General features: G+C 42.3%; 20 protein-coding genes. 17 read left to right on the top strand and 3 right to left on the bottom strand.

From position 1 onward, the window contains the following. The first annotated feature begins 12 nt into the window (after positions 1-12). The 5 genes from O6R05_RS02335 (at position 13) to O6R05_RS02355 (ending at position 4,320) form a co-directional block, all read left to right on the top strand. Positions 13-1,347, top strand: coding sequence for a hemolysin family protein (locus tag O6R05_RS02335; protein ID WP_271191932.1), 1,335 nt, complete (start codon positions 13-15; stop codon positions 1,345-1,347). Positions 1,348-1,540: 193 nt separating this feature from the next. Then, on the top strand, positions 1,541-2,059 hold the full coding sequence (locus tag O6R05_RS02340; protein ID WP_271191933.1) for a ClbS/DfsB family four-helix bundle protein: 519 nt from the start codon (positions 1,541-1,543) through the stop codon (positions 2,057-2,059). A gap of 268 nt (positions 2,060-2,327) precedes the next feature. After that, positions 2,328-3,032: a metallophosphoesterase gene (locus O6R05_RS02345; protein WP_271191934.1), complete on the top strand. Its 705-nt coding sequence runs from the start codon at positions 2,328-2,330 to the stop codon at positions 3,030-3,032. Between the two features lie 268 nt (positions 3,033-3,300). Continuing rightward, positions 3,301-3,843, top strand: a complete 543-nt coding sequence (locus tag O6R05_RS02350; protein WP_271191935.1) for a rubrerythrin family protein — start codon at positions 3,301-3,303, stop codon at positions 3,841-3,843. Positions 3,844-4,005: 162 nt separating this feature from the next. After that, positions 4,006-4,320, top strand: coding sequence for a YerC/YecD family TrpR-related protein (locus O6R05_RS02355; protein WP_271191936.1), 315 nt, complete (start codon positions 4,006-4,008; stop codon positions 4,318-4,320). Between the two features lie 55 nt (positions 4,321-4,375). On the opposite strand, the gene O6R05_RS02360 is transcribed toward O6R05_RS02355, so the two are convergent. Together O6R05_RS02360 and O6R05_RS02365 are read right to left on the bottom strand one after the other, a co-directional pair. Beyond that, positions 4,376-6,067: an Rqc2 family fibronectin-binding protein gene (locus O6R05_RS02360; RefSeq protein ID WP_271191937.1), complete on the bottom strand. Its 1,692-nt coding sequence runs from the start codon at positions 6,065-6,067 to the stop codon at positions 4,376-4,378. Between the two features lie 75 nt (positions 6,068-6,142). Further along, positions 6,143-6,943 carry a bifunctional 5,10-methylenetetrahydrofolate dehydrogenase/5,10-methenyltetrahydrofolate cyclohydrolase gene (locus O6R05_RS02365; RefSeq protein ID WP_271191938.1) on the bottom strand — a complete coding sequence of 267 codons (801 nt, stop codon included), beginning with the start codon at positions 6,941-6,943 and terminating at the stop codon, positions 6,143-6,145. A 296-nt stretch (positions 6,944-7,239) separates the two neighbouring features. Here O6R05_RS02365 and O6R05_RS02370 point away from each other — a divergent pair, with 296 nt between their 5' ends. The 3 genes from O6R05_RS02370 to O6R05_RS02380 all read left to right on the top strand — a co-directional run bounded on the left by O6R05_RS02370 (position 7,240) and on the right by O6R05_RS02380 (position 10,862). Beyond that, positions 7,240-8,424, top strand: coding sequence for a S1C family serine protease (locus O6R05_RS02370; protein WP_271191939.1), 1,185 nt, complete (start codon positions 7,240-7,242; stop codon positions 8,422-8,424). 111 nt (positions 8,425-8,535) lie between these two features. Then, on the top strand, positions 8,536-10,185 hold the full coding sequence (locus tag O6R05_RS02375; protein WP_271191940.1) for a putative manganese-dependent inorganic diphosphatase: 1,650 nt from the start codon (positions 8,536-8,538) through the stop codon (positions 10,183-10,185). Beyond that, positions 10,182-10,862, top strand: a complete 681-nt coding sequence (locus tag O6R05_RS02380) for a M48 family metallopeptidase (protein ID WP_271191941.1) — start codon at positions 10,182-10,184, stop codon at positions 10,860-10,862. Before O6R05_RS02375 ends, O6R05_RS02380 begins: the two co-directional genes overlap by 4 nt. Before the next feature lie 4 nt (positions 10,863-10,866). Here the strand turns inward: O6R05_RS02380 and O6R05_RS02385 are convergent, their stop codons facing one another. Next, positions 10,867-11,850, bottom strand: coding sequence for an aspartate-semialdehyde dehydrogenase (locus O6R05_RS02385; RefSeq protein WP_271192284.1), 984 nt, complete (start codon positions 11,848-11,850; stop codon positions 10,867-10,869). Positions 11,851-12,009: 159 nt separating this feature from the next. On the opposite strand from O6R05_RS02385, the gene O6R05_RS02390 reads away from it, so the two are divergent. The 9 genes from O6R05_RS02390 (at position 12,010) to uxaC (ending at position 22,292) form a co-directional block, all read left to right on the top strand. Further along, positions 12,010-13,149 (top strand): homoserine dehydrogenase, encoded by a 1,140-nt coding sequence (locus O6R05_RS02390; protein ID WP_271191942.1) that lies wholly within the window; start codon positions 12,010-12,012, stop codon positions 13,147-13,149. Next, positions 13,146-13,457 (top strand): CC/Se motif family (seleno)protein, encoded by a 312-nt coding sequence (locus O6R05_RS02395; RefSeq protein ID WP_271191943.1) that lies wholly within the window; start codon positions 13,146-13,148, stop codon positions 13,455-13,457. Before O6R05_RS02390 ends, O6R05_RS02395 begins: the two co-directional genes overlap by 4 nt. A 2-nt stretch (positions 13,458-13,459) precedes the next feature. Beyond that, positions 13,460-14,416, top strand: a complete 957-nt coding sequence (locus O6R05_RS02400) for an NAD(P)-dependent oxidoreductase (protein ID WP_271191944.1) — start codon at positions 13,460-13,462, stop codon at positions 14,414-14,416. Then, positions 14,413-14,844 (top strand): ribose 5-phosphate isomerase B, encoded by a 432-nt coding sequence (gene rpiB, locus O6R05_RS02405; RefSeq protein WP_271191945.1) that lies wholly within the window; start codon positions 14,413-14,415, stop codon positions 14,842-14,844. The genes O6R05_RS02400 and rpiB overlap by 4 nt, the downstream gene beginning before the upstream one ends. Positions 14,845-15,180: 336 nt before the next feature. Further along, positions 15,181-16,239 (top strand): poly(R)-hydroxyalkanoic acid synthase subunit PhaE, encoded by a 1,059-nt coding sequence (locus O6R05_RS02410; RefSeq protein WP_271191946.1) that lies wholly within the window; start codon positions 15,181-15,183, stop codon positions 16,237-16,239. 710 nt (positions 16,240-16,949) lie between these two features. Beyond that, entirely contained in the window at positions 16,950-17,924 is a 975-nt protein-coding gene (locus O6R05_RS02415; RefSeq protein ID WP_271191947.1) for a LacI family DNA-binding transcriptional regulator, read from the top strand. Positions 17,925-17,939: 15 nt separating this feature from the next. Then, the gene (locus tag O6R05_RS02420; RefSeq protein WP_271191948.1) at positions 17,940-19,388 is read left to right on the top strand and encodes a tagaturonate reductase; all 1,449 of its coding nucleotides are present in this window, start codon (positions 17,940-17,942) and stop codon (positions 19,386-19,388) included. Beyond that, positions 19,385-20,866 carry a UxaA family hydrolase gene (locus O6R05_RS02425; protein WP_271191949.1) on the top strand — a complete coding sequence of 494 codons (1,482 nt, stop codon included), beginning with the start codon at positions 19,385-19,387 and terminating at the stop codon, positions 20,864-20,866. The genes O6R05_RS02420 and O6R05_RS02425 overlap by 4 nt, the downstream gene beginning before the upstream one ends. Before the next feature lie 10 nt (positions 20,867-20,876). Then, positions 20,877-22,292, top strand: a complete 1,416-nt coding sequence (gene uxaC, locus O6R05_RS02430; protein WP_271191950.1) for a glucuronate isomerase — start codon at positions 20,877-20,879, stop codon at positions 22,290-22,292. Positions 22,293-22,300: the final 8 nt, after the last annotated feature.

The raw sequence follows: 22,300 nt of genomic DNA on the forward strand, positions 1-22,300 counted from the left end.
AGGAGGACAACTATGGACGGAGCCGGAGGCTCGATACTTTTACAACTGTTACTCATTGCATTCTTAACCTATGTCAATGCTTTTTTTGCATCGGCAGAAATGGCTATGGTCTCGGCCAATCGCAATCGCATTCAACATCTCGCCGAGGAAGGCAACAAAAATGCCCGTACGCTTTTGCGTCTGTTGGAGAACCAAACGCGATTTCTCTCCACAATTCAGGTGGGCATTACCTTTGCTAACTTTTTCTCTTCGGCATCGGCAGCGACCACTATCTCCGCCGTCTTTGCCAAGCAACTGGGCGGACTGGGCATTCCTTACGCATCGACGATAGCTATGATTCTCATCACCTTAGTCTTGTCTTACATCACCCTCGTGTGCGGCGAACTGGTACCGAAACGTATTGCACTGACCAATGCCGATGATGTGGCGTTAAAGAGTGCGCCGGTTATCGGCGTGGTGTCCAAAATTGCCCTGCCTTTTGTCAAACTTCTCAGCTTTTCCACGACCATGCTGTTAAAACTCATCGGCAAATACTCGGAAGATGTAGAAGAAAAGATTTCAGAAGAAGAGCTCAAGGGTTATATTAAAGTTTCCACCGAGCAAGGCGTGATCAACTCGGCAGGGGAAGCGATGATCGTCAACATTATGGAATTTGACGATACCATGGCCTATGAAATCATGACGCCGCGGACTTCCATTTATATGGTGGATTATGATGAGTTCAGCACCGAGACCATTGTTGAGATTTTAAAAATGGGCTATTCCCGTGTGCCGGTATTTAAAGACAACAGAGATAACGTCATCGGAACTCTGTATATTAAAGACCTCTTCTACGACTACTCCAAAAACAATTACACCGAGATCAACATTGATAATGTCATTAAAGAACCTTACTTTGTCCCTGAGACTAAAAAAGTGGACAGCCTCTTAAAAGAACTTCAAATGAGCAAGAATTATGTTGCCATCTTGATTGATGAATACGGCGGCTTTTCCGGTATGGTCACTATGGAAGATTTGGTCGAAGAGATTGTCGGGGAGATCGAAGACGAATATGACCATGAAGAACCCAGCATGGAAAAAGTCGGTGAAGCTACCTATCGTGTCGACGGTTTTATGGAAATCGATGAAGTCAATGACGCTTTGGATCTGAAACTCTATTCCGAAAATCACGAGACCATTTCAGGACTGATGGTGGAACTGCTGGGGTATATCCCTGCAGAGACTGACGAAGGATTTAAAGTCACTTACGAAGACAGTGTGGAATTGACCGGCCTTCATGTGAAAGACAATCGTATCTCGTCCCTGGAACTGAAGCTCCTTCATCCGAAGCAAGATAAGGAATCATAATTGCAATGTGGCAGACAGAGACACTCACCGGAGTGTCTTTTTTGTTGTCTGCTGTTGTACAGCATTGAGCATGAGAGAGAAGCGGCAAGCCATAACATTTGATATAATGACATCACTACGGCGAAAGCCAGGACGTACAGCTCAACGAGAAAGCTGACACAGTTTAGAGAATGTAGATAATGGAGGTTAAGTAGTGCGCGTTTATGAGAATAAAGAGATCTTGAAAGCTGAAATACATAGAACATTTGAGGCATATATATCGGAATTTGATACGATTCCGGAAGCATTAAAAGACAAAAGGGTTGATGATGTGGACAGAACGCCGGCTGAGAACCTGGCGTATCAAGTGGGGTGGACAAGCTTAATTTTGAAGTGGGAAGACGATGAAAAAAAGGGACGTCCGGTCCAGACTCCGACAGATAACTTTAAATGGAATCAGCTCGGCGCGTTATATCAGTATTTCAATGAGACCTATGGGACGTTATCTCTCCACGAGCTCAAAGGGAAGTTACATGACAATATTCATGCCATCTATGACATGATTGATTCGTTAAGTGAGGACGAATTATTTAAACCCCATATGCGGCAATGGGCGGATGATGCGACCAAGACAGCGGTCTGGGAAGTGTATAAATTTATACATATAAATACCGTTGCGCCCTTCGGCACGTTTCGAACTAAAATCAGAAAATGGAAAAAACGTGCACTGTAGTGCAGGCTTGGCAACCCTCAGTAATCCGTGTGCATTGATGTGCCATGAACAGGATGAGAAGGGATGCTTTGCAGCTTCAGGCATTGACTTTAGCAGGAGATCTTTGTGAAGGGAAGATGCCTTTTAAGAGACGGACGATGGTCTATGGGCAGTTTAACGGACCGGACTTGTTATGAGGGCCAAAACTATGTAAAGCTCGGTGTCCTAAGTGATGTCGGGCTTATGTTATAATGAGGCCATGATGGGTTTAATTTTTTTATTGATCATAATGTATTGGTATACGCAGCTTGCCGTGGTGCGGGTGCGTCATGTCTATGTCAGTGATTCGCGCCTTAAGGAGTCGGTGACGTTGGTTCAAATCTCCGACTTCCATAATAACGTCCTGGCGCTTCGGCGACCGTTGCTCAAAAAGCTCAAGGCGATGGCACCGGATGCCGTCGTCTTTACCGGTGATTGCATCAATCGTCACACGACAGACCCCGGTGCATTTGAAGCATTAGCGCTAGCATTTGAGGGCGTGCCGAGGTTTTATGTGAGCGGCAATCACGAAGTGGAAAACCGTGTCGTGGATATGGCGCGCTTATGCCGAAAGTGTCACATAATCGATCTTGCCGGTAAGACGGCATCGGTGAAAGGTGTGACGTTGTACGGTGAGAGCTTTGCAGGACGTCAGTTCCAAGATATCGGAGGCGGATATGCGGTGCTTCTTGTGCACAATCCCTATCAGTTTATTAAAGCGCCCAGGGATTACGACGTGGTGCTGTCAGGGCACACTCACGGCGGTCAGGTTCGGTTGCCGTGGCTAGGACAGATTATCGACCATGGCCCCACGCTCTTTCCCAAATATTCCAAAGGTTGGTATCAGGTGGGCAAGTCGAAGCTGTATATTGACTCAGGCGCAGGACAACACTTGTATTTCAGACTATGGAATCCTGTCCAGGTGACGGTGGTACATTTGACAGGCGAGGTATGAGCTTTGGGTGTGCCGCGATGTGCCCGTGACCTGAATTCTGTTGAGTTTATGACACATTCAAAAGTGTTTAGAACGGATGTGGCGTCAACACCACGAGCCAGATCAAAAAGCGGTCTGTCTCGTTATCCATAACACAATGTTTTAGTGTGTATGTTTAAATGATTAAGGTGGTTGTTGGCTAAAATCTATCACTTAAATGGTGCAAATTTAATCAAGATCTGATAGAATTACATTGTATGTAGAAACTACTGTAATTAGGAGGTATTTTATGAATCACATGACTAGCGACAATCTTAGATCAGCATTTGGCGGCGAATCCCAAGCTCACATGAGATATAGAATCTGGGGTAATCTTGCAAAAAAAGAAGGCAAAGAAAATATTGCACGTCTTTTCTTAGCAACTTCTGATGCAGAACAAGTTCACGCAACGCTTCACTTCAACGCACTTCGCGATGTAGCCGGTGATTTCCCTGTAACATCTATGGCAGGTTTCGGTATCGGTTCTTTAAAAGAAAACTTGGAAGGCGCAAAGGGCGGCGAAGTTTTTGAATATACTCAAATGTATCCGGCTTACATAGCTGTTGCAGAAATGCAAGGTGAGGACGAAGCTGTTAAAGCTATGCGTTATGCTATCGAAGCTGAAAAGGTACACGCAGAACGCTATCAAGCAGCTATCGATGCTGTTGAGGCAGGTAAAGACTTGGAAGTTGAAACGGTTAAACTTTGCCCTGTCTGCGGTTATATTGCTTTTGAAGATGTGGAAACTTGCCCACTTTGCGGTTGCAAATCCGGTCTTTTCGTAGAATATTAAGTTAGAAAATAGCCTTCGGGCTATTTTTTTACATTGATGACTGAATGATGACAAAGTCTAAAAGGTTGCCATGTTCGAGAGTTTTCGCGTCATAGAGTGTTGACTTTATCATATCAAATTGCTACTATAAAATTGTTGGACAGTCTATACAAGGAGGCAACTATGTACAATTCTAAAATTAAAAGTGAGCAGGCTGACGGCTTATTTGACGCAGTGTTATCCCTGGAAACTCGGGAAGAATGCTACAGATTTTTCGAAGATATCTGTACTGTTAAAGAAATTCAAGCCATTGCACAACGTCTGCACGTTGTAAAACTGCTTATTAAAAACAAAACGTATCACGAAATTGAAAAGGAGACCGGCGCAAGCACCGCGACTATTTCGCGGATCAATCGCAGCTTACACTATGGATCCGACGGCTACAAATTGGTTCTCGATCGCCTCAATTTCCTCGATGATGCGGACAAAGAAGATTGAATTTGCGGCTTTGGCCGCTAAGAAAGCCCTTACTGAAAAGTAAGGGCTTTTTGTGTCATTGTTTGACAATAATGGTTTTAAAGTTGGTGTAAGTGACCAGTCCCGGCATTTTTGCCGGATGGCGTTTGACATACTTGACGAACGTGTAATCTACAGGCACGTTGTTGGAGCGATTTTGGCCGGAGTGGGCCGCGGCCAGGGCGGCGGCAGCTTTGAGGTTGTCGTCGGTGTATTGGGCCGCCTTTAGGATGACGTGAGACCCGGGTGCATTTTGCACGTGGAACCAAAGATCATCTTTATGGGCAAATTTATGAGTGAGGAAGTCGTTTTGATGATTGTTCTTTCCCACGTAGCATATGCCATCGGACACGGGGACTTCCAAATACTTGGAAGCTTTGGACTTTTTCTTAGCACTTTGTTTTTTCAGGTAGCCCATGTCCATCAGTTCGTCTTTAATGGCATCCACGTCTTCTGCGGTTCCGGCCAAGGACAGGTTTGATACCACGCTGTGTAAATAGGCAATGCTGTTTTTCGTATGGTCCAGTTCTTCGGTGAGTTTGTTATAAGCATTTTTTAACTTGCCATAGCGCTTATAGTATTTGTTGGCGTTGCCTTGGGGGGAGAGGAGGGGATCTAATTTGATGGTGATGGGCTGCATCGCGTCAAAGAAGTTTTCCACCGTGACTTCGTCGGCACCTTCCTCAATGCGGTAGAGGTTGGAGGCAATGAGATCGGCATAGATTTTATACTTTTCTCTGGCTTGAGCCTGTTCAAACTCTTTGAGTTGCTTGGACAGTTTATTTTCTTCCCGCTTCAATAAACTGCTCAGCTTCTTGTGGAGCTCGGAGGACTTGTCCTTGACCACCTGATGGGTGATCTTTCGGGCGTAGTAGGTGTCGGCAAGGATACTTAAGTTGTCAAAACCTGTTTTTGAAGCGTCGTTATAATGGGTGAGCTCAAGGGGGGCATAGTCGATGAGTGTGCCGTTCTCCTCGATCAGAAGCGGCGTGTAGTGATGAGCTTTCACAGGTGCGAGGACGTCGTAAAAGGCCGTCCTGAGGGCAGTCAGTTCATCGGCACTCAAGCTGTTCAGGGGTCGGTCTTCATCCAACGATGCCCGGCAGCACATTTCCCGAATGACGATAGGTCCCAGTCCCATAAAGCTTGTGATAAAGGATTGACGAAGGGACTTTGAAGTGATCTCCAGCGCTTCAAAGGCGTTGTCGTCCAAGGGGTTGGTACCCCTTACGATGTCGTCGTTGGTGTAAGTGAGACCGGGGAGGACTTCACGTACTGACGACATGGTGCGATTGACTCGGCGGATGGCATCCAGAATGACATGAGTTTTGCCATCGATGAGAATGATGTTGGAATGTTTACCCATAAGTTCCACCACCAGAGTGCGGGCGACTTCAAATTGAAGTTCGTCCCGACTCATGACGTGGATAAAGAGAATCCGATCCATGGCCACTTGCTCCACACCGGTGACTTTAAAGCCTTCCAGGTGTTTTCGAAGGAGCATACAAAAGGTGGGCGGTGTGGTCGGATTGTTAAAGTCTACGTCGGTAAAGTGAATTCTGGGCGTGGCGGAACTCACATCGAGAAGGAGTTTCTTTTTTTCGCCGTCGATGCGAAAGACGAGAATGATTTTATCCTTTGAGACTTGGTAAATTTTTTCTATTTTTTTATTGATTAAGCTTTGAAGGTCGTGGGTGATCCCTCGAAGCATGATTCCATCGTAAGCCATATGTCACCTCTAACGTATTATAACACACCCCGGTCGGGCAATAAAAATCCCCGGTGAGCCCGGGGGACGCTATCTTTATCTGTTGACAATGCTCTCAAGAAGCATGAGACTGGTGAGGCTTCCGATGCCGCCGGGGACAGGGGAGTAAGCTTCCAGGAGATCTAGAGTTTGAGACTTTAAGTCGCCGGTGAGTTTACCTGAGGCACTGCGTGCAATGCCGATGTCAATGGCAACCGCCCCATCTTTAAAGTAGGAACCGTCGAAGTATTCACTCTGTCCTGTGGCGGTAAAGACAAAGTCCGCCTTTTGAGTGTAGGCTTTTAAATCGACTGTTTTGTCATGGCATATCGTGACCGTTGCACCTTCTGCCAGAAGGAGCATGGCCAATGGCTTGCCCACCACATTGGAGTGGTTGACAATGACGCAGTTTTTACCTTGTAAGGTGTAGCCGTAGTAATGGAGAAGCTCCATTGATGCTTTCGGCGCCAGAGGAACAAAACCTGAGGTGTCACCCATATAGAGTTTAGCACTGTTTAAAGGGTTCATGCAGTCCACATCTTTGTTGGGATCGATCGCGAGGTTAAGGGCCTGTTCGTTGATGGATGGCGGAAGGGGACGAAAGATGAGAATGCCGTGGATGGTCGCATCGTAGTTCAGACGCTCCACGGTCTCCAAAGCCTCATTAGGGCTCGCGTCAATGACTTCCACGGACATACCGATTTTATCGGCGGTGGTTTGGATGCCTTTTAGGTAGGCGGCATTGCCGGGATTATCTTCGAAGCGGACGACGGCAAGGCGGCGGGGACGCCGAGTGAGTGATGCGCTCAGATGTTGTATCTTTTCGTCGTAAAGTGGTTGTGCCTTTAATAATTTCATGACTTCTCCTTGATGCTGTTCTTAGATTAAGTATACCATTGAATGGCAACGGCTTGAATGAGAACTTTAAAAAGGCGGAAGAAAGACTACCCTAAAGGCTAGGCACAGGCGGTTGAATGAGGTATACTTAGATCGTGGAACCCAACCCTTAGTCGGAGCCTTGCTGCTCCGGCTTTTTCATATACGCCGTCTTTTCTTTTAAGAAGGTAAAGCTTAGGGAGCTTTTAAACATTATTTCACAAATATTTCACGAATAAAATATAAACTCAAAGTAAGGAAGAAAGAAGGAGGTAAGTATGCAAACCAATAACAATCGCTATAAAAAGAAACAGTCCACACCGATCATTCTCATTTTAGTTGTGGCCATTTTAGGTAGTGTACTGGGTTCAGCTATTACGTATGCAGTTTTAAATGAACAAAGGGGTGCAGACATTGAGGCCGCCACATCTCAGCCCGTCACCATTCAGGCTTCCACAGAGACGACGGTGGCGGAAGCTGTGGCTCAAAAGGCCATTCCGTCGACAGTTGGCATCACGACGGAAGGCACCGTGGATTCCGTCTTCGGTCAAGTTCAAGCCGGCGGGACCGGCTCAGGGGTCATTATTGATGCAGGCGGTTACATTTTAACCAATGCCCACGTGGTCAAATTAAACGGAAAATCTGCTGACAATGTGAGCGTCCTGTTAAACGACGGACAAACCGTCAAAGCGAAGCCGATTTGGGTGGATTCGTCCATTGATATTGCAATTATAAAAGTGGATACGGACAAAAAGTTGGTGGCGGCCGAGCTGGGTGATTCGGATAAGTTAAACATTGGTGAGCCGGCTATCGCAATCGGCAATCCCTTTGATCTGGCCTTTCAACGTACGGTCACGCAAGGGATTGTCTCCGGACTCAATCGCTACATGGGTCAGGTCAACGGCGGCGGCTATATGAGCGGACTCATTCAAACGGATGCGTCCATCAATCCGGGCAACTCCGGCGGCCCGCTCCTCAATCAAGAAGGCAAGGTCATCGGGATTAATACGGTGAAGGTCAATACGGCAGAAGGGTTGGGTTTTGCCATTCCAATCAATTCGCTGAAACCGATTATTAAAGAAGTCATTGAAACTGGCAACTACCGCGTGGTATCGTTGGGCGTCCAGTCCATTGATATGGCTCAGGCCAAAGCGATGTACAACATTCGCACCAATGTGGAGGGCGGCATTTTAGTGCTTGGAGTCATTGATGACACACCGGCAGCTGCAGCCGGTCTCAAACGCGGCGATGTCATTCTCTCCATGGACGGGGAGAAGCTGCAAAGCGCCAATAACTTGAAAGCAGTTCTCTATAAGTATCAAGTGGGGTCTGCTGCCGAGCTGGAAATTTTACGTGATGGGAAGGTGCAAAAGGTGCAGGTGACGTTCTCCGAGTATTCCGTCTCTGACGATGCGGAAGCCAACAAGGACAACCGCTTTATGCTACCGGATATAGAACAGTAAAAAATCAGGAACTGCTGTAAAAGGCAGTTCTTTTTTGATAAAATTTGAGATAATCAGAGCAGGACTAGACCGCAAGGAAGCATTGATGAGAGAAGACAAAAGGGAGTTGTTATGAACGATAAATTATATGTCACAGGGCATAAAAATCCGGATACGGATTCTATTTGTGCAGCGTTAGCTTATGCTGAGCTCAAACGCAGAAAGACAGGTCGAGAGGTGGAAGCCATTCGTCTTGGGGAAGTCAATCGGGAAACACAATTTGTGCTGGATTATTTCAAAGTGGATCCGCCGCGGCTCAAGGACAGTATCAAGGCTCAAGTTAGGGATCTGGACATGGACAAAGCCTACTGTGTATCAGAAAATGTGTCATTGTATAAGGCGTTAGCTCTCACTCAGGAGAATGGGGTGAACTCTCTGGCCGTGGTGGATCGGGAAGAGAATCTTATCGGCATTGTGAGTCTTTCCAACATCACGAGAGCCTATATGGATGTGTGGGACGATGCCATATTGGGCCGCAGCGGCACGACCTTTGAAAATATTTTGGAAGTGTTGGCAGGTTCCTTTGTCTATGGACCCCAGACACTGCACATGCCAACGGGACATCTTGTGATCTATGCCATGCATACCACCTCGGTGGAAGACAAGATTTCAAAGGGCGATATCGTCATCATCGGCGACCGCACTGATGCGCAGTTGGATGCCATTAAGCGTGGCGTAGGACTGATCATTATCACCGGCGGTTTCGGGGTAACCCAAGAGGTATTGGATCGTGCCAAAGAAGCCGATATTCCTATTATTTCCACCAACTACAATTCCTTTATGGCAGCGCGTCTTCTACCGCAAGCGGTGCCGGTCAGCCATGTGATGACTGATGACAACCTCATTACCTTCAATTTGAACGACACGGTGGACGATGTGAAAAAGATTATGGCGATGAGCCGTTTTCGTGCGTATCCCGTGCTGGATGCAAGGGGAAAGGTTGTGGGCAGCATTGGTCGATACCACTTGATTTCCGGGCATCGCAAGGAAATTATCTTAGTGGATCATAATGAAAAGAATCAGTCTATTGACGATTTGGATACAGCAGTGATCCGGGAGATCATCGACCATCATCGCGTGGCCAATATTGCCACGGATGAGCCGGTCTATTTCAGAAACGAACCGGTGGGATCCACCTCTACTATTGTGGCGGAGATGTATTACGAAGCGGGGATTATGCCGGGAAAGGCCATGGCCGGTCTCCTGAGTGCCGCGATTATTTCTGACACGCTGCTCTTCCGTTCACCGACAGCAACCGATACCGACCGATTGATGTTACAACGATTAAGTAAAATTACAGGACTTGACCCTGAGACATTTGCCATGGCGATGTTTAAAGAGGGGACTAAGCTCGACAATAAATCTGTGGATGATTTGGTGAGCGGTGATGTGAAAAAATTTGTCGTGGAAGGCAAGCAGCTGCGAGTCTGTCAAATTTTTTCCATGGATTTGGACAATCTGACGGCCATTGAAACGGAACTGAAGGACAAGATGGAAGAAGTCCGTAGTCGAAATAACGAAGCAACCTTTGTCATGATGCTTACAGATATTTTTAAAGAAGCGTCGGAGCTCATCGTGGTGGGCGATTATATCGAGGCCATCAGGGATGGATTCGGTATCAGCGGCGAGGGAGACACCTTCACCGTACCAGGTTTGCTGTCTCGCAAAAAACAGCTCATCCCGGTCATCACATCAGCTGTCACCAAAGCGGAGGACCGTTGAGTATCGAGCCTCGCATCGACGTGGTGCGAAAGGCAGGACAAAAGCACACCTATATCCGGCTGTATCCGCCGAACAGGGTGCGTATTTCCACCGACACCACCACCTCGGACGCCGACTTAAATAACTTTGTACAGGCACATCGCCGCTACATCGCAACCAAGCTTCAGGAGTTTCAACAGTATACGTATGAGCCGGTGCACACCTATGCAGCCGGTGACGTGTTTTACCTCTGGGGACAGCCCTATACGTTGGCGGTGAGGTGCGGCGCAAACAAGGTTACACTTCGAGGGGACCAAATCTTGGTGCAGGTACCGTCAATACAGCCGGTAAAAGTTGAAAGAGCACTCCACACTTTTTGTATCGAGGCAATCAAAGAGGCGGCCGGCCCCCATCTGGTTCGCTATGAAAAAGCGCTCGGCGTGCGAGCGGGCGAGGTGCGTTTTCGTCGAATGACAAGTCGTTGGGGGAGCTGCAACACCGTGACGGGTGCGCTTACCTTAAACACCGAACTTGTGAAGCGCTTACCGGTGGCGTTGGAATATGTGGTGCTTCACGAGCTAGCGCATCTTGTGGTGCGTGGACACAACAGCGATTTTTATCAGCTCATAAAAAAATACATGCCCCACTATAAAGATGCGGAGCATGTATTGAAATACTTTCCCATAGACCGTGCGTAGCGGTCTATTTTGTGATGAATTTTTCTAAAATTTGAATGGTATTTAACGCTGCGCCTTTACGGGTGTTGTCGGCAACGCAGATAAAGTTCAGTCCGTTGGCTACGGAGTGATCACGGCGAATCCGTCCTACAAAGACTTCATCTTTACCGGCAGTATTCAGCGGCATCGGATAGACATTATGGGCCACGTCGTCTTCCACAATCACACCTTGAGCGCCTTGAAAAGCTTCCAAGACCTGGTCCATGGTAAAAGGCTCTTTGGTTTCCACCACGATGCTGACCATGTGGGATTCAAACACAGGCACCCGCACTGCCGTGGCTGTGATGGCAATCTCCTGATCATTGAAAATCTTTCGCGTTTCATTGACCATTTTCATCTCTTCTTTGGTGTAGCCGTCGTCGAGAAAATCGTCAATGTGGGGAAGTAAGTTGTGGGCGATGGGATGAGGATAGAAGGTATTGGCGATGTTGTAATCGCCGCGCACCAGGTCTTCCACGCCGTTGATGCCGCTTCCCGCTACGGCCTGATACGTCGTATAGATGATGCGCTTGATGCCGAAGGCGTCGTAAATCGGTTTTAAGGCGACAACAGATTGAATGGTGGAGCAGTTCGGACTTGCAATCAGATTACCCTCTACGGCATCAAGATTGATTTCCGGAACAACCAGGGGCACGTCGTCGTCCATACGAAAGGCGGATGAATTGTCCACAATAATGGCGCCGAGCTCAGCTAAATAGGGTAAAAATTCTTTAGCGAGGGGACTGTCCAACGCACTGAGGGCATGGGTGATACCGCACTGTTTCAAATTGTCCTTGGTGAGCTCGAGAATGTTATACCATGCGTCTTTGAAGTAAAGCTTTTTGCCTGCCGAGTTTTTAGACGCAAAGAAAAAAATGTGGTCAAAAGGTACATTGCGTTCCCGTAAAATTTTTCTCATCTTTTGGCCGACAAGGCCTGTGGCACCGAGTACAGCTAGGTTAATCATAATATCCTCCCAAGGTTTTTATGTATTTTAGCACCAGTGCATGCTAAAATCAATATATAGGGTAAAGCTATAAAACATATTTAATTAAAATTATAGTATAAGCGATAGAATTTTAAAACCCTTCTTTGAGGAAAGGGTATCATTTATTTTTAGAGAGGAGACATGATGAAAAAAATTGCCCTGTTGGGATATGGCACGGTAGGACGCAGTGTCTATACATTGTTAAAGGCGATGGACGATGTGGAGGTCACAGCGATTCTTCGATCACGGGCCTATGACGACACGGTAGACGGTAAGGCGCTCTTCACTACAGATTTTGATGCGATTTTAAACTCCGATGCAGATATTGTCGTGGAACTCACCGGGGATTTAAATGCCGGATACCGCTATATGAAAGCTAGTCTTGAGCGAGGCAAAGCTGTCGTGACTGCATCGAAAAGTGTGGTGAGTGAGCACCTTTACGAGTTGAAGACCTTGGCAGAAGACCAAGGTGTGGGGTTTTATTACGGTGCGTCGGTGTGTGGGGCGATTCCCATTATCGACAATCTTATACTTCAAAAACGCATGGGGCCGGTGCGACACTTAAGAGGGATTATGAACGGCACGTCCAATTATATGCTCACCGCTATGACAGAAGGCGGTGACTATCAAAGTGCCTTGAAAGATGCTCAGGAGCAAGGTTATGCCGAGGCGGATCCTACGGCGGATGTGGAAGGTCTGGATATCTTACGAAAACTCACCATTCTTACGTCACTTGCAATAGGTGCCGTGATGACCAATGACGCCACATCCTATTATGGGATGAGCACGGTGCTGCCTATGGATATAGCCTTTGGCTTGGAACGTAGGATGAAACTGAAACTCTTGGCTCGATGTGATGTGGATCAAGATGGCGTTCGCACTGTTGTAGAACCGACCTTTATCGGCAGTGATGATGTATTCTATGGCGTGGACGGTGCGCTCAACGGCGTGGAACTGGACGGTGCCTACTGTCACCACCTGACTTTTCTTGGAGAAGGAGCCGGAGGCGATGCCACGGCCAGCGCTGTGGTAAGCGATATACTTCATGTACTATCAGGGGCGCGTCAATGCTATGAGCTGGCGGACGAAGCACCGACTGTACTGTCTCCGCTGCCTCAGACCTACTACGTTCGAGTGTCTGAGGAGGCTGATCTCGGGCTCGAAGGTTGTGAAGTACACCAAAAAGATGGGTACAAGCAATATATAGTTCAAAATACCGACCTTAAAGCGCTGTTAGCGGCGTGTCAAGGCGAAACCACTTTTATAGCGAGGTTAGGATGACAATTAACGAAGAAGCATTGGCCCACATTCGAAAAAAGCACCGCTACGTTCGCATCACATCCAATGTCGTCGCCGGCATGGGATCGTGTTGCGGGGCGGCAAAACCCTATATTGACGCGGCGGTGGAATTTGGAGGCGACGTGCCGGAAACCACCTACGAGCGCTATGACGTGGATGGTGTGCCGGTCTATTTGGAAAAGAAACTGAAGAATATTTATGGGGATGATTTTGAAATTGAATTGGAAAAGACGCTTCTCACCAAGCGTTTGGTCATCAAGGATTTCTTAAAAAAGGTTTGGGGGCATTAGTAATGAAGTTATTTATAACCAGTCGTATACCGCAATCGATTTTAGACAACATTAAGACATTGAATTTAGACATGGACTATGAAGACTCCAATATTCCGCTGTCTGCATCTGAATTAGCAAGACGGATGGTCGATGCGGACATACTCCTCTGTCCTCTGTCCGATAAGATTACGAAAGAGATGATGAGCCAAGCACCAAATTTGAAACTCATCGCCAACTACGGCGCAGGATTCGATAACATCGACATTGAAGGGGCAAAGGAGTTGGGTATTGCCGTGACGAATGCACCGGCGCCATCCTCTGCCGTCTCTACTGCAGAATTGACCTTTCTTCTCATTTTAGCGAGCGTTCGTCGTCTGATTGAAGGTGAAAAAGATCTTCGAGATGGCGGTTTTATGGGATGGCGCCCAACCTATTTTCTGGGGGAAGAGTTACGAGGCAAGACTTTAGGTATTATCGGCATGGGTAATATCGGAAAGAATTTAGCCAAACGGGCTATCGCTTTTGATATGGAAGTGATCTATTACTCCAGACACCGCAAAGAGGATGTGGAGGCTCTCGGTGCAGTCTATAAAGAGCAAGATGAGGTCATTGCAGAAGCGGACATCCTCACTCTGCATACTGCTTTTGCACCGGAACTTAGGCACATGATCGGATCGAAAGAATTGGCATTGATGAAGGATACGGCACACCTGATCAACGCCGCTCGTGGTCCGTTGGTAGATGAAGCGGCTCTTATCGATGCATTAGAGCGTGGGAAGATTCGAAGTGCCGCACTGGATGTGTATGAATTTGAACCCAAAGTATCTGAGGCATTGTTGAAACTGGACAATGTCACCTTGGCACCCCACTTGGGGAATGCGACGCTGGAAGCCAGAATGGAAATGGGCGAAGCTGTTGTAAACAATATTCGAGATTTTCTCGAAGGCAAAAAACCACGAAATGAGGTCACAAAATGAAGCTTGGAATTGGATCCGATCATGCCGGATTTGACATGAAGACAATGATAACAGAGTATTTGAAAGCACAAGGGCATACCGTGGTCGACTACGGCACGGACGGTAAGGACTCGGTCGACTATCCTGACTACGGTAAGGCAGTGGGCCGTGCTGTTGTAGACGGCGACGTGGACAAGGGCATTCTTATCTGCGGCACCGGAGTAGGCATCAGCATATCTGCCAATAAAGTGAAAGGCGTTAGAGCCTGTGTGTGCTCAGAGCCTTATTCGGCGCAGATGTCCGTACGTCATAACAACGCCAACATCATTGCCTTTGGGGCGCGTGTTGTCGGTGAAGATATGGCAAAGATGATCGTGGATACCTTCTTAGGGGAAACCTTTGAAGGAGGACGGCACGAACGTCGTGTTGGTAAAATTGAAGAAGAGTGATACAGTGGTCGGGTAACCGGCCACTTTTTATAGGTCGCTCAGGTCGCGATTAAAACCGTGGCTGTTGAGAAACTTTTAAAATTGACCACGTTTGTCCCAAGAAAATTTTAATGTAGCTACTCAGTGTTACAGCGTCAAGATCTTAGCTCGTGAACAAGAGTGCATTCAAGTTTCCAAGAAATGTAAAATCGAAAATGTTTTCCCATATGAATACACTGTGGAATTTACCCCAAATTTACGCCTTTTCACAAATAATCCGCTTGATTAATACAATAAAGTGGGTATAATAAAATCAAGATAAAACCTGAAAGAATAAAAATGAGAATTGGAGGCACGATGATGTTAAACTTTTATGAAGACATGTTTAAAATGCAAGAAAATACACTTAACGGATTCAAGAGTATGTTCGGAACAGACACCACCAATCCCGTGGCTCAAATTTTCAACAATAGCATGAAGTTCTGGGATCAGAGCTTTGGCCAAAACTTCACGACCATGGGGACACAAAACTTTTTCTCAATGTTCAAAAATTATTTCGACAATGTAGAAGCCATGCAAAGCAACTTCAATCCTCTGGCTGTTTATGAACGGATGGGTGGCGCCAACGTCTATGCTCAAGCTTATGATAACTATCGGGTGCTGATGAAAAAGGGTGTTGAGACTGTGAAGGACGTTGGAGATAAAGTGTTAGAATCTCAACGACAAATGAAAGACGCCATGAAAGGATCTTGGAAAAAGCTGGGGTTCGAAACCACCCTTGGCGACACACTTTTTGATCTCTATGAGGCGACATCAAAATCTTTGATGACAGGCATGGGAAACTTTGCCAATGTCGATTACAGTGCCTTCGGCAAACTCAATCAGCTGAGCCCTAGGGACTATGGCCACGTTATGAATGACTACCTGAAGAAGTACGAAGATGTCGTCGACAGTCTCTTGGCACTTCCAGGCACAAACTATTATAAAAAACAACTTAACCTTTATAAGGCGATCTTGGACAATCAAAAGGCGTATAACAATGCACTGGCTGAATATTACACAGTACTCGGTGGTATTTTTAAAGAAGCTTATGACAAAGCGGAAGGAGAATTTAAGAAAAATGTAGAGGAAGGTCTTGCTAAAGATACTTTCCAAGACTACTTCGCTTTTGTCGATGCCAAAACTCGCGAGCTGATCACAGACAAGACTCGTGAAGCAGCCTTTGAAGCAACGCTGGACAAGACCATGGCAGCTTATCATACAATGAAAGACAAAACTCAGGAAGCTTATGCCAAATACCTCAACCTCTTTGCAGGCCCTGAAGCCGATGGAACTGGCAATGAAGTTGAAGTCCTCAAGGCAAAATTAGATGCTTTGACTAAAGAAGTAGAAGCTTTGAAAGGGCAGGGTAAATAAGGCTAGCTGGATTGATAGATAGCTTTAAGTGGGTTTATTATTTAGATATTTCAAAAATCATCTTCTAGCCTTTTATAGAGGAATAAAGTAAGAATACACAATTTTTATAATGAAAAAATCCCTTCTTTTGAAATGCGCTCAAAATAGAAGGGATTTTTTCGTGATTATATTATTCAACTTAGTTCTAATTCTTTATTTTGAGATAGTCGAATGCAAGACATTTTTGCGGCGCTTAGTTTCTATTATTAGTAATTAGTACTGTCATTAATTGAAATTATAGTTAGCATTAAATTAATTGAGACAAATGAAATCTCAATAAAATTATTTAATATCCTAGTTATAGAATTTTACTTTTATTAAAATATTTTTACTGACTGTATTATGGGCAACTATCTTATTGATAAAAGTGTTGCTCTTTATTATAGGAATAGCATAGGGTGTGTGAATGTATGGATGGATGTGCCAACCTTTCTTTCTACAGAAGTTACTAAAGAAAATAACGATTTTATACTTTAATAATATAAAAAAGTATAGTATTTAAATTCTTTCGTCAAAAAGCAACTCTAGTTAAACTTGACAATTGTTTAAAAATTGTATTGACAAATAATTTATTATATTTTATGATGAGCAAAGAACAATAGGTAAGCGCTTACAGAGCGGTTTTTTATTTCGCTTCGATTGTAAGCGCTTACAAAAACAGGAGGTGGTTCATGAACATTTATGATATAGCGTCCAAGGCAGGCGTCTCGATAGCTACAGTTTCAAGGGTTTTAAATAATAATAAAAACGTTAGCGAAAAAACTCGTAATAAAATTTTAGATATCATGAAAGATGAGGAATACACACCTAACGGGGTAGCCAGAAGTTTAGCTACCAATAGATCAAAAACAATTGGAATTTTAGTACCAGATATAAGAAATAATTTTCATTTTGAGTCGGCCTATGCTATTGAAAAACTATTATATAAGTCAGGATATGTTTCAATTTTATGTAATACAGGAGAATCTTTAAAAGATAAGATCAATTATATCAATGTATTAAGAAGTAAAAAAGTTGATGGAATAATCACCATAGGTGCGGTTTATGGGGAAGAAGAACTTTTAGATATTTTAAAAAAGATACACACCAATATTCCTGTTGTCCTTTTAAATAATTACGATAAGGGACTTTTAAGTGTATATTGCGATGAAGCATCAGGCATAATTGAAGCGGTTAATTATTTATTTAATAAAGGCTATAAAAAACCTATTTTTGTTTCAGATAAAAAAGCATTTAAAACGAGAGCATACAAAGAAAAGATAAGAGGTTTTTCGTTAGGTGTGAAGAATAGGTGTAAATTCATTGAAATGCAAGTTGAAAATGATGATGATTTTGATGAATTGATTGATTATATAACACAGAATCATGTAGATGCAATACAATTTGAAAAAGATACAATAGCAATTAAATTTTTATCCAAAGTTTTAGGTAAGGAAATCAATATACCTCAAGATTTAGGAATTATAGGTTTTGATAATATAGATTTAACAAACCATACAAGGTTAAAGATATCTTCTGTAGATCATAAAATCAATACTCATGCCGATATTGCTGTAAGTGTTCTTTTAAAAGCTTTAGAAGGAAATGTTGAAGATGTGAATATAGTAATCAAGCCTGAATTTATTGCAAAAGAAACTACAAGATGAATTGGAGGGGATGAAATGAAAATAAATGAAAAAATAAAAAAAGATAAAGATTTACAGGAGAGTATTTTACAATTTGGAGAAGGAAATTTTTTAAGAGCTTTCGTTGATTGGATGGTAGATTTATCCAATGACAAGTATGACAAACCAGGATCTATAGTAATTGTACAACCGATTGAGCATGGATTAGTAGATTTGATCAATTCACAAGATGGATTGTATACATTATCTATGAGAGGAAGTACAGCAAAAGGTAAGAAAATAGAAAATAGAATAATTAAATCAGTATCAAGAGGTATTAATCCATATACAAATTTTGGTGATTATGTGGAATTTGTTACGAGCGAAAATTTAAATTATGTGATCTCCAATACTACAGAAGCAGGGATTGTATATCAATACGAAGATTTTAAGGAAGATGAAATTCAAGATAGTTTTCCTGCAAAAGTAGCTCAGCTTTTATACTTCAGATTTAAACATTTTAATGGCGAAAAAGAGAAGGGATTAATTTTTTTACCAGTAGAATTGATTGATGATAATGGATATTTTCTAAAGAAATATGTTTTAAAACATATAGAAAATTGGAATTTAGGCGTTGAATTTAAGACCTGGGTTGAAGAGTCAAACCTTTTTACATCAACATTAGTAGATAGAATTGTGACAGGACGTCCTTCATCGGAAGAGGCAAAAATATTTTCAGCAGAAAATGGTTATGAAGATAAATTGCTTGTTTTTTCAGAATTGTTTAATCTTTGGGTGATAGAGGGAGATAAGGCATTAGCTGGACCCTTAACATTTGATAATTTACCTTGCAATGTAATATGGACAGATGATGTTAAGCCTTATAAGAAAAGAAAAGTAAGAATATTAAATGGAGGACATACATCAACTGTGCCTGCTGCTGTAATTGCCGGTTATGCTATTGTTAGAGACTTTATGCAAGATGAGATATTTTTAAAGTTTTTCGATAATTTAATCGACACAGAGGTTATACCTACTATTGACCTTCCAAGACAAGATTTAGTCAACTTCAAAAAAGAAGTCACTTTAAGATTTAATAATCCTTATGTGGAACACAAGTTATTAGATATCACTCTGAACTCAGTATCAAAATTTAATGCCAGATGTTTACCTTCAATAATTGATTATTACTATAGATACAAAACAGTACCTAAACATTTTGCTTTTTCTTTAGCAGCTTTATTGAGATTTTATAATATTGATGAAATAGATGGAAAGTATATAGGTAAAGATCAAAATGGTCGAGCATATGAGGTAAAAGATGACCAAAATATCTTAAGATATTTTGCTGGAATTTACAAAAAAAATGATTTTGTAGAAGAGATCTTAAAAAGTAGTATTTGGGATTATGATTTATCAAAATTAGGGGATTTTAATAGAATAGTTCAAAACTATTATGATGATATCCTTAATGGAGATATACGAAAAGTGATGGATAGCCTATGAAACAATATTTAAAAATTAATTCTAAGGATAATGTTGTTGTTGCTGTATCCGATCTTAAGAAAGATACTTTTATAAAGGAATTTGGTTTTGCATTAAAATGCGATATAAAAAGAGGCCATAAATTTGCTATAAAGCCAATCGAAAAGGGTCAAGACATAATCAAATATGGTATGTCGATAGGTCATGCTACATCAAACATTAATGAAGGAGAATGGGTACATATCCAAAATTTGGCAACTAATCTTTCTGACATTATTGAATATGAATATAAAAAAGTAAATATTAAGACTGATTTGAAGTTGGTAGATAATGAATTGAAATTTAAAGGCTATTTACGAGAAGACGGAAAGGCTGGGGTGCGTAATGAGATATGGATTGTGCCAGCAGTAGGGTGTATAAATCAGGTGTGTAATAATGTAAAAAAAATGGCTGAGAATCAATATCCGAATGTTACGTTTAAAGTTTTGAACCATGCACACGGATGTTCTCAATTAGGGGATGATTTATCTACTACTCAATCTATCTTGGCGGGATTGATTAAAAATCCAAATGCAGGGGGAGTATTAGTCATCAGTTTAGGTTGTGAGAATAATCAAATAGAGGAATTTAAAAAATATTTATATCCTATAAATGAAGATAGGATCAAGTTTGTAACAACACAGGATGTTAATGATGAGTATGAAGTATGTATGGAAAAGATTGATGATTTAGTACAATACATTTCTTGCTTTTCATTAACAGAATTACCTATTTCAAAACTAACAGTAGCCTTTAAATGCGGAGGCAGTGATGGTCTCTCTGGATTAACCGCCAATCCTTTATGTGGCTTTACTTCAGATAAGTTGATAGCTAATGGAGCAACCACTATATTAACAGAAGTTCCTGAAATGTTTGGAGCTGAAAATATGTTAATAAATCGCGCAAAAAATGAAGTAGTGTTTAAAGATTTAGTTACTATGATAAATAATTTTAAGCAATATTTTAAAAGCTATGGACAAAGCATTTACGAAAATCCATCTCCAGGGAACAAAGACGGAGGGATCTCAACGTTAGAGGATAAATCTTTGGGCTGTATTCAAAAAGGAGGGCTATCTGAGATTGTAGATGTTCTTGAAATGGGCGAATCAGTTGAGGAGAGTGGATTAAATCTGCTTAACGGGCCTGGAAATGATCAAGTATCATGTACCAATTTGGCAGCAAGTGGAGCTACTATCATCGTCTTTACAACAGGACGGGGCAACCCCTTCGGTTCAGTTGTCCCTACAATAAAAGTGTCAAGTAATTCAGAATTGTATCAAAAAAAGAAAAATTGGATCGACTTCAATGCAGGAAGAATAATTGATGAGCAAATTACTTTCAATTATCTAAGAGATGAATTTATTAATTTTATTATTCAAGTTGCTTCTGGAAAGCAGGTTAATAATGAAATATATGGATTTGAAGAAATAGCCTTATTTAAGGATGGAGTTATTTTATAAGGGGGATTCCTTGGAATTTTTAACAGAGAATTTTATGCTACAAAATGAATATGCCCAAATATTATTTCATAAATATGCAAAAAATGAACCGATTTTTGATGTTCATTGTCACTTGGAGGCTAAAGATATTTATGAAAATAAAAATTTTACATCAATTACACAAGTATGGCTAGGTGGCGATCATTATAAATGGCGTGTCATGAGAGCAAGCGGTGTAGATGAAGAAAAAATAACGGGGAGTGCTTCTGATTATGAAAAATTTGAGGCTTGGGCTAAAGTAGTTCCAATGTTAATTGGCAATCCACTATATCATTGGACACATTTGGAATTAAAAAACTATTTTGGTATAAATAAAGTTTTGAATGAAAAAAATGCCAAACAAATATATGATCAATGTAATTTATTATTACAACAAGATGACTTTAGCCCAAGACACTTGATCTCGAAGAGTAATGTCTTAGGCTTATGCACAACCAATGATCCGTTAGACGATTTACGGTATCATCAGCTTTTAAAGTCTGAAAACGATTTTAAAACAGTCGTTATTCCAGCATTTAGACCGGATAAAGCATTAAATATAGAGTTAGATGGATTTCAGGAATATATTAAAGCGCTTTCAAAGACAGCCGAAATAGATATAAAAAGTATTGATGATCTTGAAAAAGCATTATTAAAAAGACTGGATTTCTTTGTTGTCAATGGGTGTAAAGCAAGTGACCATGGGATTAAATATGTGCCTTATGGAGATAAGAATAAAGCAGAATTATCTATTATATTAAATAAAGCACTTCATAATGAAAAGGTAACAGTTGAGGAAGAAGATGCTTATAAATCACACTTATTGGTTTTCTTAGCCAGAGAATATGCAAAAAGAGATATAGTTATGGAAATTCACACTGGTGCGATTAGGGATAATTCTAAATTTCTCTTTGACAGACTAGGACAAGATATCGGTAATGATGCGGTTAATGATGCTGCAATAGCTGAAAACATATCTAGGTTGTTAAATAGAATTGAAATTGAAGGGGATTTGCCTAAAATCCTTTTATTTACATTAAACCCTAAAGATTACTATCCATTATCAACCATTGGTGGTTGTTTCAATAAAGGTAATCGGGAAGGAACAATGAATATTCAGATAGGAACAAGTTGGTGGTTCTTAGATCATAAAAATGGAATGATGGAACAAATGGAAATGCTTGCTCAAACTTCTGTATTTGCTAAATTTATAGGTATGCTGACAGATTCCAGAAGTTTTTTATCATATCCCAGACATGAGTATTTCCGTAGAATTATGTGTAATTTTATCGGTGAAATAGTAGCAAATAAAGAATATCCTTGGGAGGAAGAATATTTGGGTGAAATGGTTAAAAATATTTCATTTAATAACGCCAAGCAGTTTTTAAAGATTGATTTCAATCATTAATAAAGAAA

Source organism: Peptoniphilus equinus, from assembly GCF_027921445.1.
GTDB lineage: Bacteria > Bacillota > Clostridia > Tissierellales > Peptoniphilaceae > Peptoniphilus > Peptoniphilus equinus.

Excerpts from the sequence above, each read along its gene's own strand:
- O6R05_RS02335 (WP_271191932.1), top strand. The coding sequence starts at position 13 with ATGGACGGAGCCGGAGGCTCGATACTTTTACAACTGTTACTCATTGCA.
- O6R05_RS02345 (WP_271191934.1), top strand. The coding sequence starts at position 2,328 with ATGTATTGGTATACGCAGCTTGCCGTGGTGCGGGTGCGTCATGTCTAT.
- O6R05_RS02350 (WP_271191935.1), top strand. The coding sequence starts at position 3,301 with ATGAATCACATGACTAGCGACAATCTTAGATCAGCATTTGGCGGCGAA.
- O6R05_RS02355 (WP_271191936.1), top strand. The coding sequence starts at position 4,006 with ATGTACAATTCTAAAATTAAAAGTGAGCAGGCTGACGGCTTATTTGAC.
- O6R05_RS02360 (WP_271191937.1), bottom strand. The coding sequence starts at position 6,067 with ATGGCTTACGATGGAATCATGCTTCGAGGGATCACCCACGACCTTCAA.
- O6R05_RS02365 (WP_271191938.1), bottom strand. The coding sequence starts at position 6,943 with ATGAAATTATTAAAGGCACAACCACTTTACGACGAAAAGATACAACAT.
- O6R05_RS02370 (WP_271191939.1), top strand. The coding sequence starts at position 7,240 with ATGCAAACCAATAACAATCGCTATAAAAAGAAACAGTCCACACCGATC.
- O6R05_RS02375 (WP_271191940.1), top strand. The coding sequence starts at position 8,536 with ATGAACGATAAATTATATGTCACAGGGCATAAAAATCCGGATACGGAT.
- O6R05_RS02390 (WP_271191942.1), top strand. The coding sequence starts at position 12,010 with ATGATGAAAAAAATTGCCCTGTTGGGATATGGCACGGTAGGACGCAGT.
- O6R05_RS02395 (WP_271191943.1), top strand. The coding sequence starts at position 13,146 with ATGACAATTAACGAAGAAGCATTGGCCCACATTCGAAAAAAGCACCGC.
- O6R05_RS02400 (WP_271191944.1), top strand. The coding sequence starts at position 13,460 with ATGAAGTTATTTATAACCAGTCGTATACCGCAATCGATTTTAGACAAC.
- rpiB (WP_271191945.1), top strand. The coding sequence starts at position 14,413 with ATGAAGCTTGGAATTGGATCCGATCATGCCGGATTTGACATGAAGACA.
- O6R05_RS02410 (WP_271191946.1), top strand. The coding sequence starts at position 15,181 with ATGATGTTAAACTTTTATGAAGACATGTTTAAAATGCAAGAAAATACA.
- O6R05_RS02415 (WP_271191947.1), top strand. The coding sequence starts at position 16,950 with ATGAACATTTATGATATAGCGTCCAAGGCAGGCGTCTCGATAGCTACA.
- O6R05_RS02420 (WP_271191948.1), top strand. The coding sequence starts at position 17,940 with ATGAAAATAAATGAAAAAATAAAAAAAGATAAAGATTTACAGGAGAGT.
- O6R05_RS02425 (WP_271191949.1), top strand. The coding sequence starts at position 19,385 with ATGAAACAATATTTAAAAATTAATTCTAAGGATAATGTTGTTGTTGCT.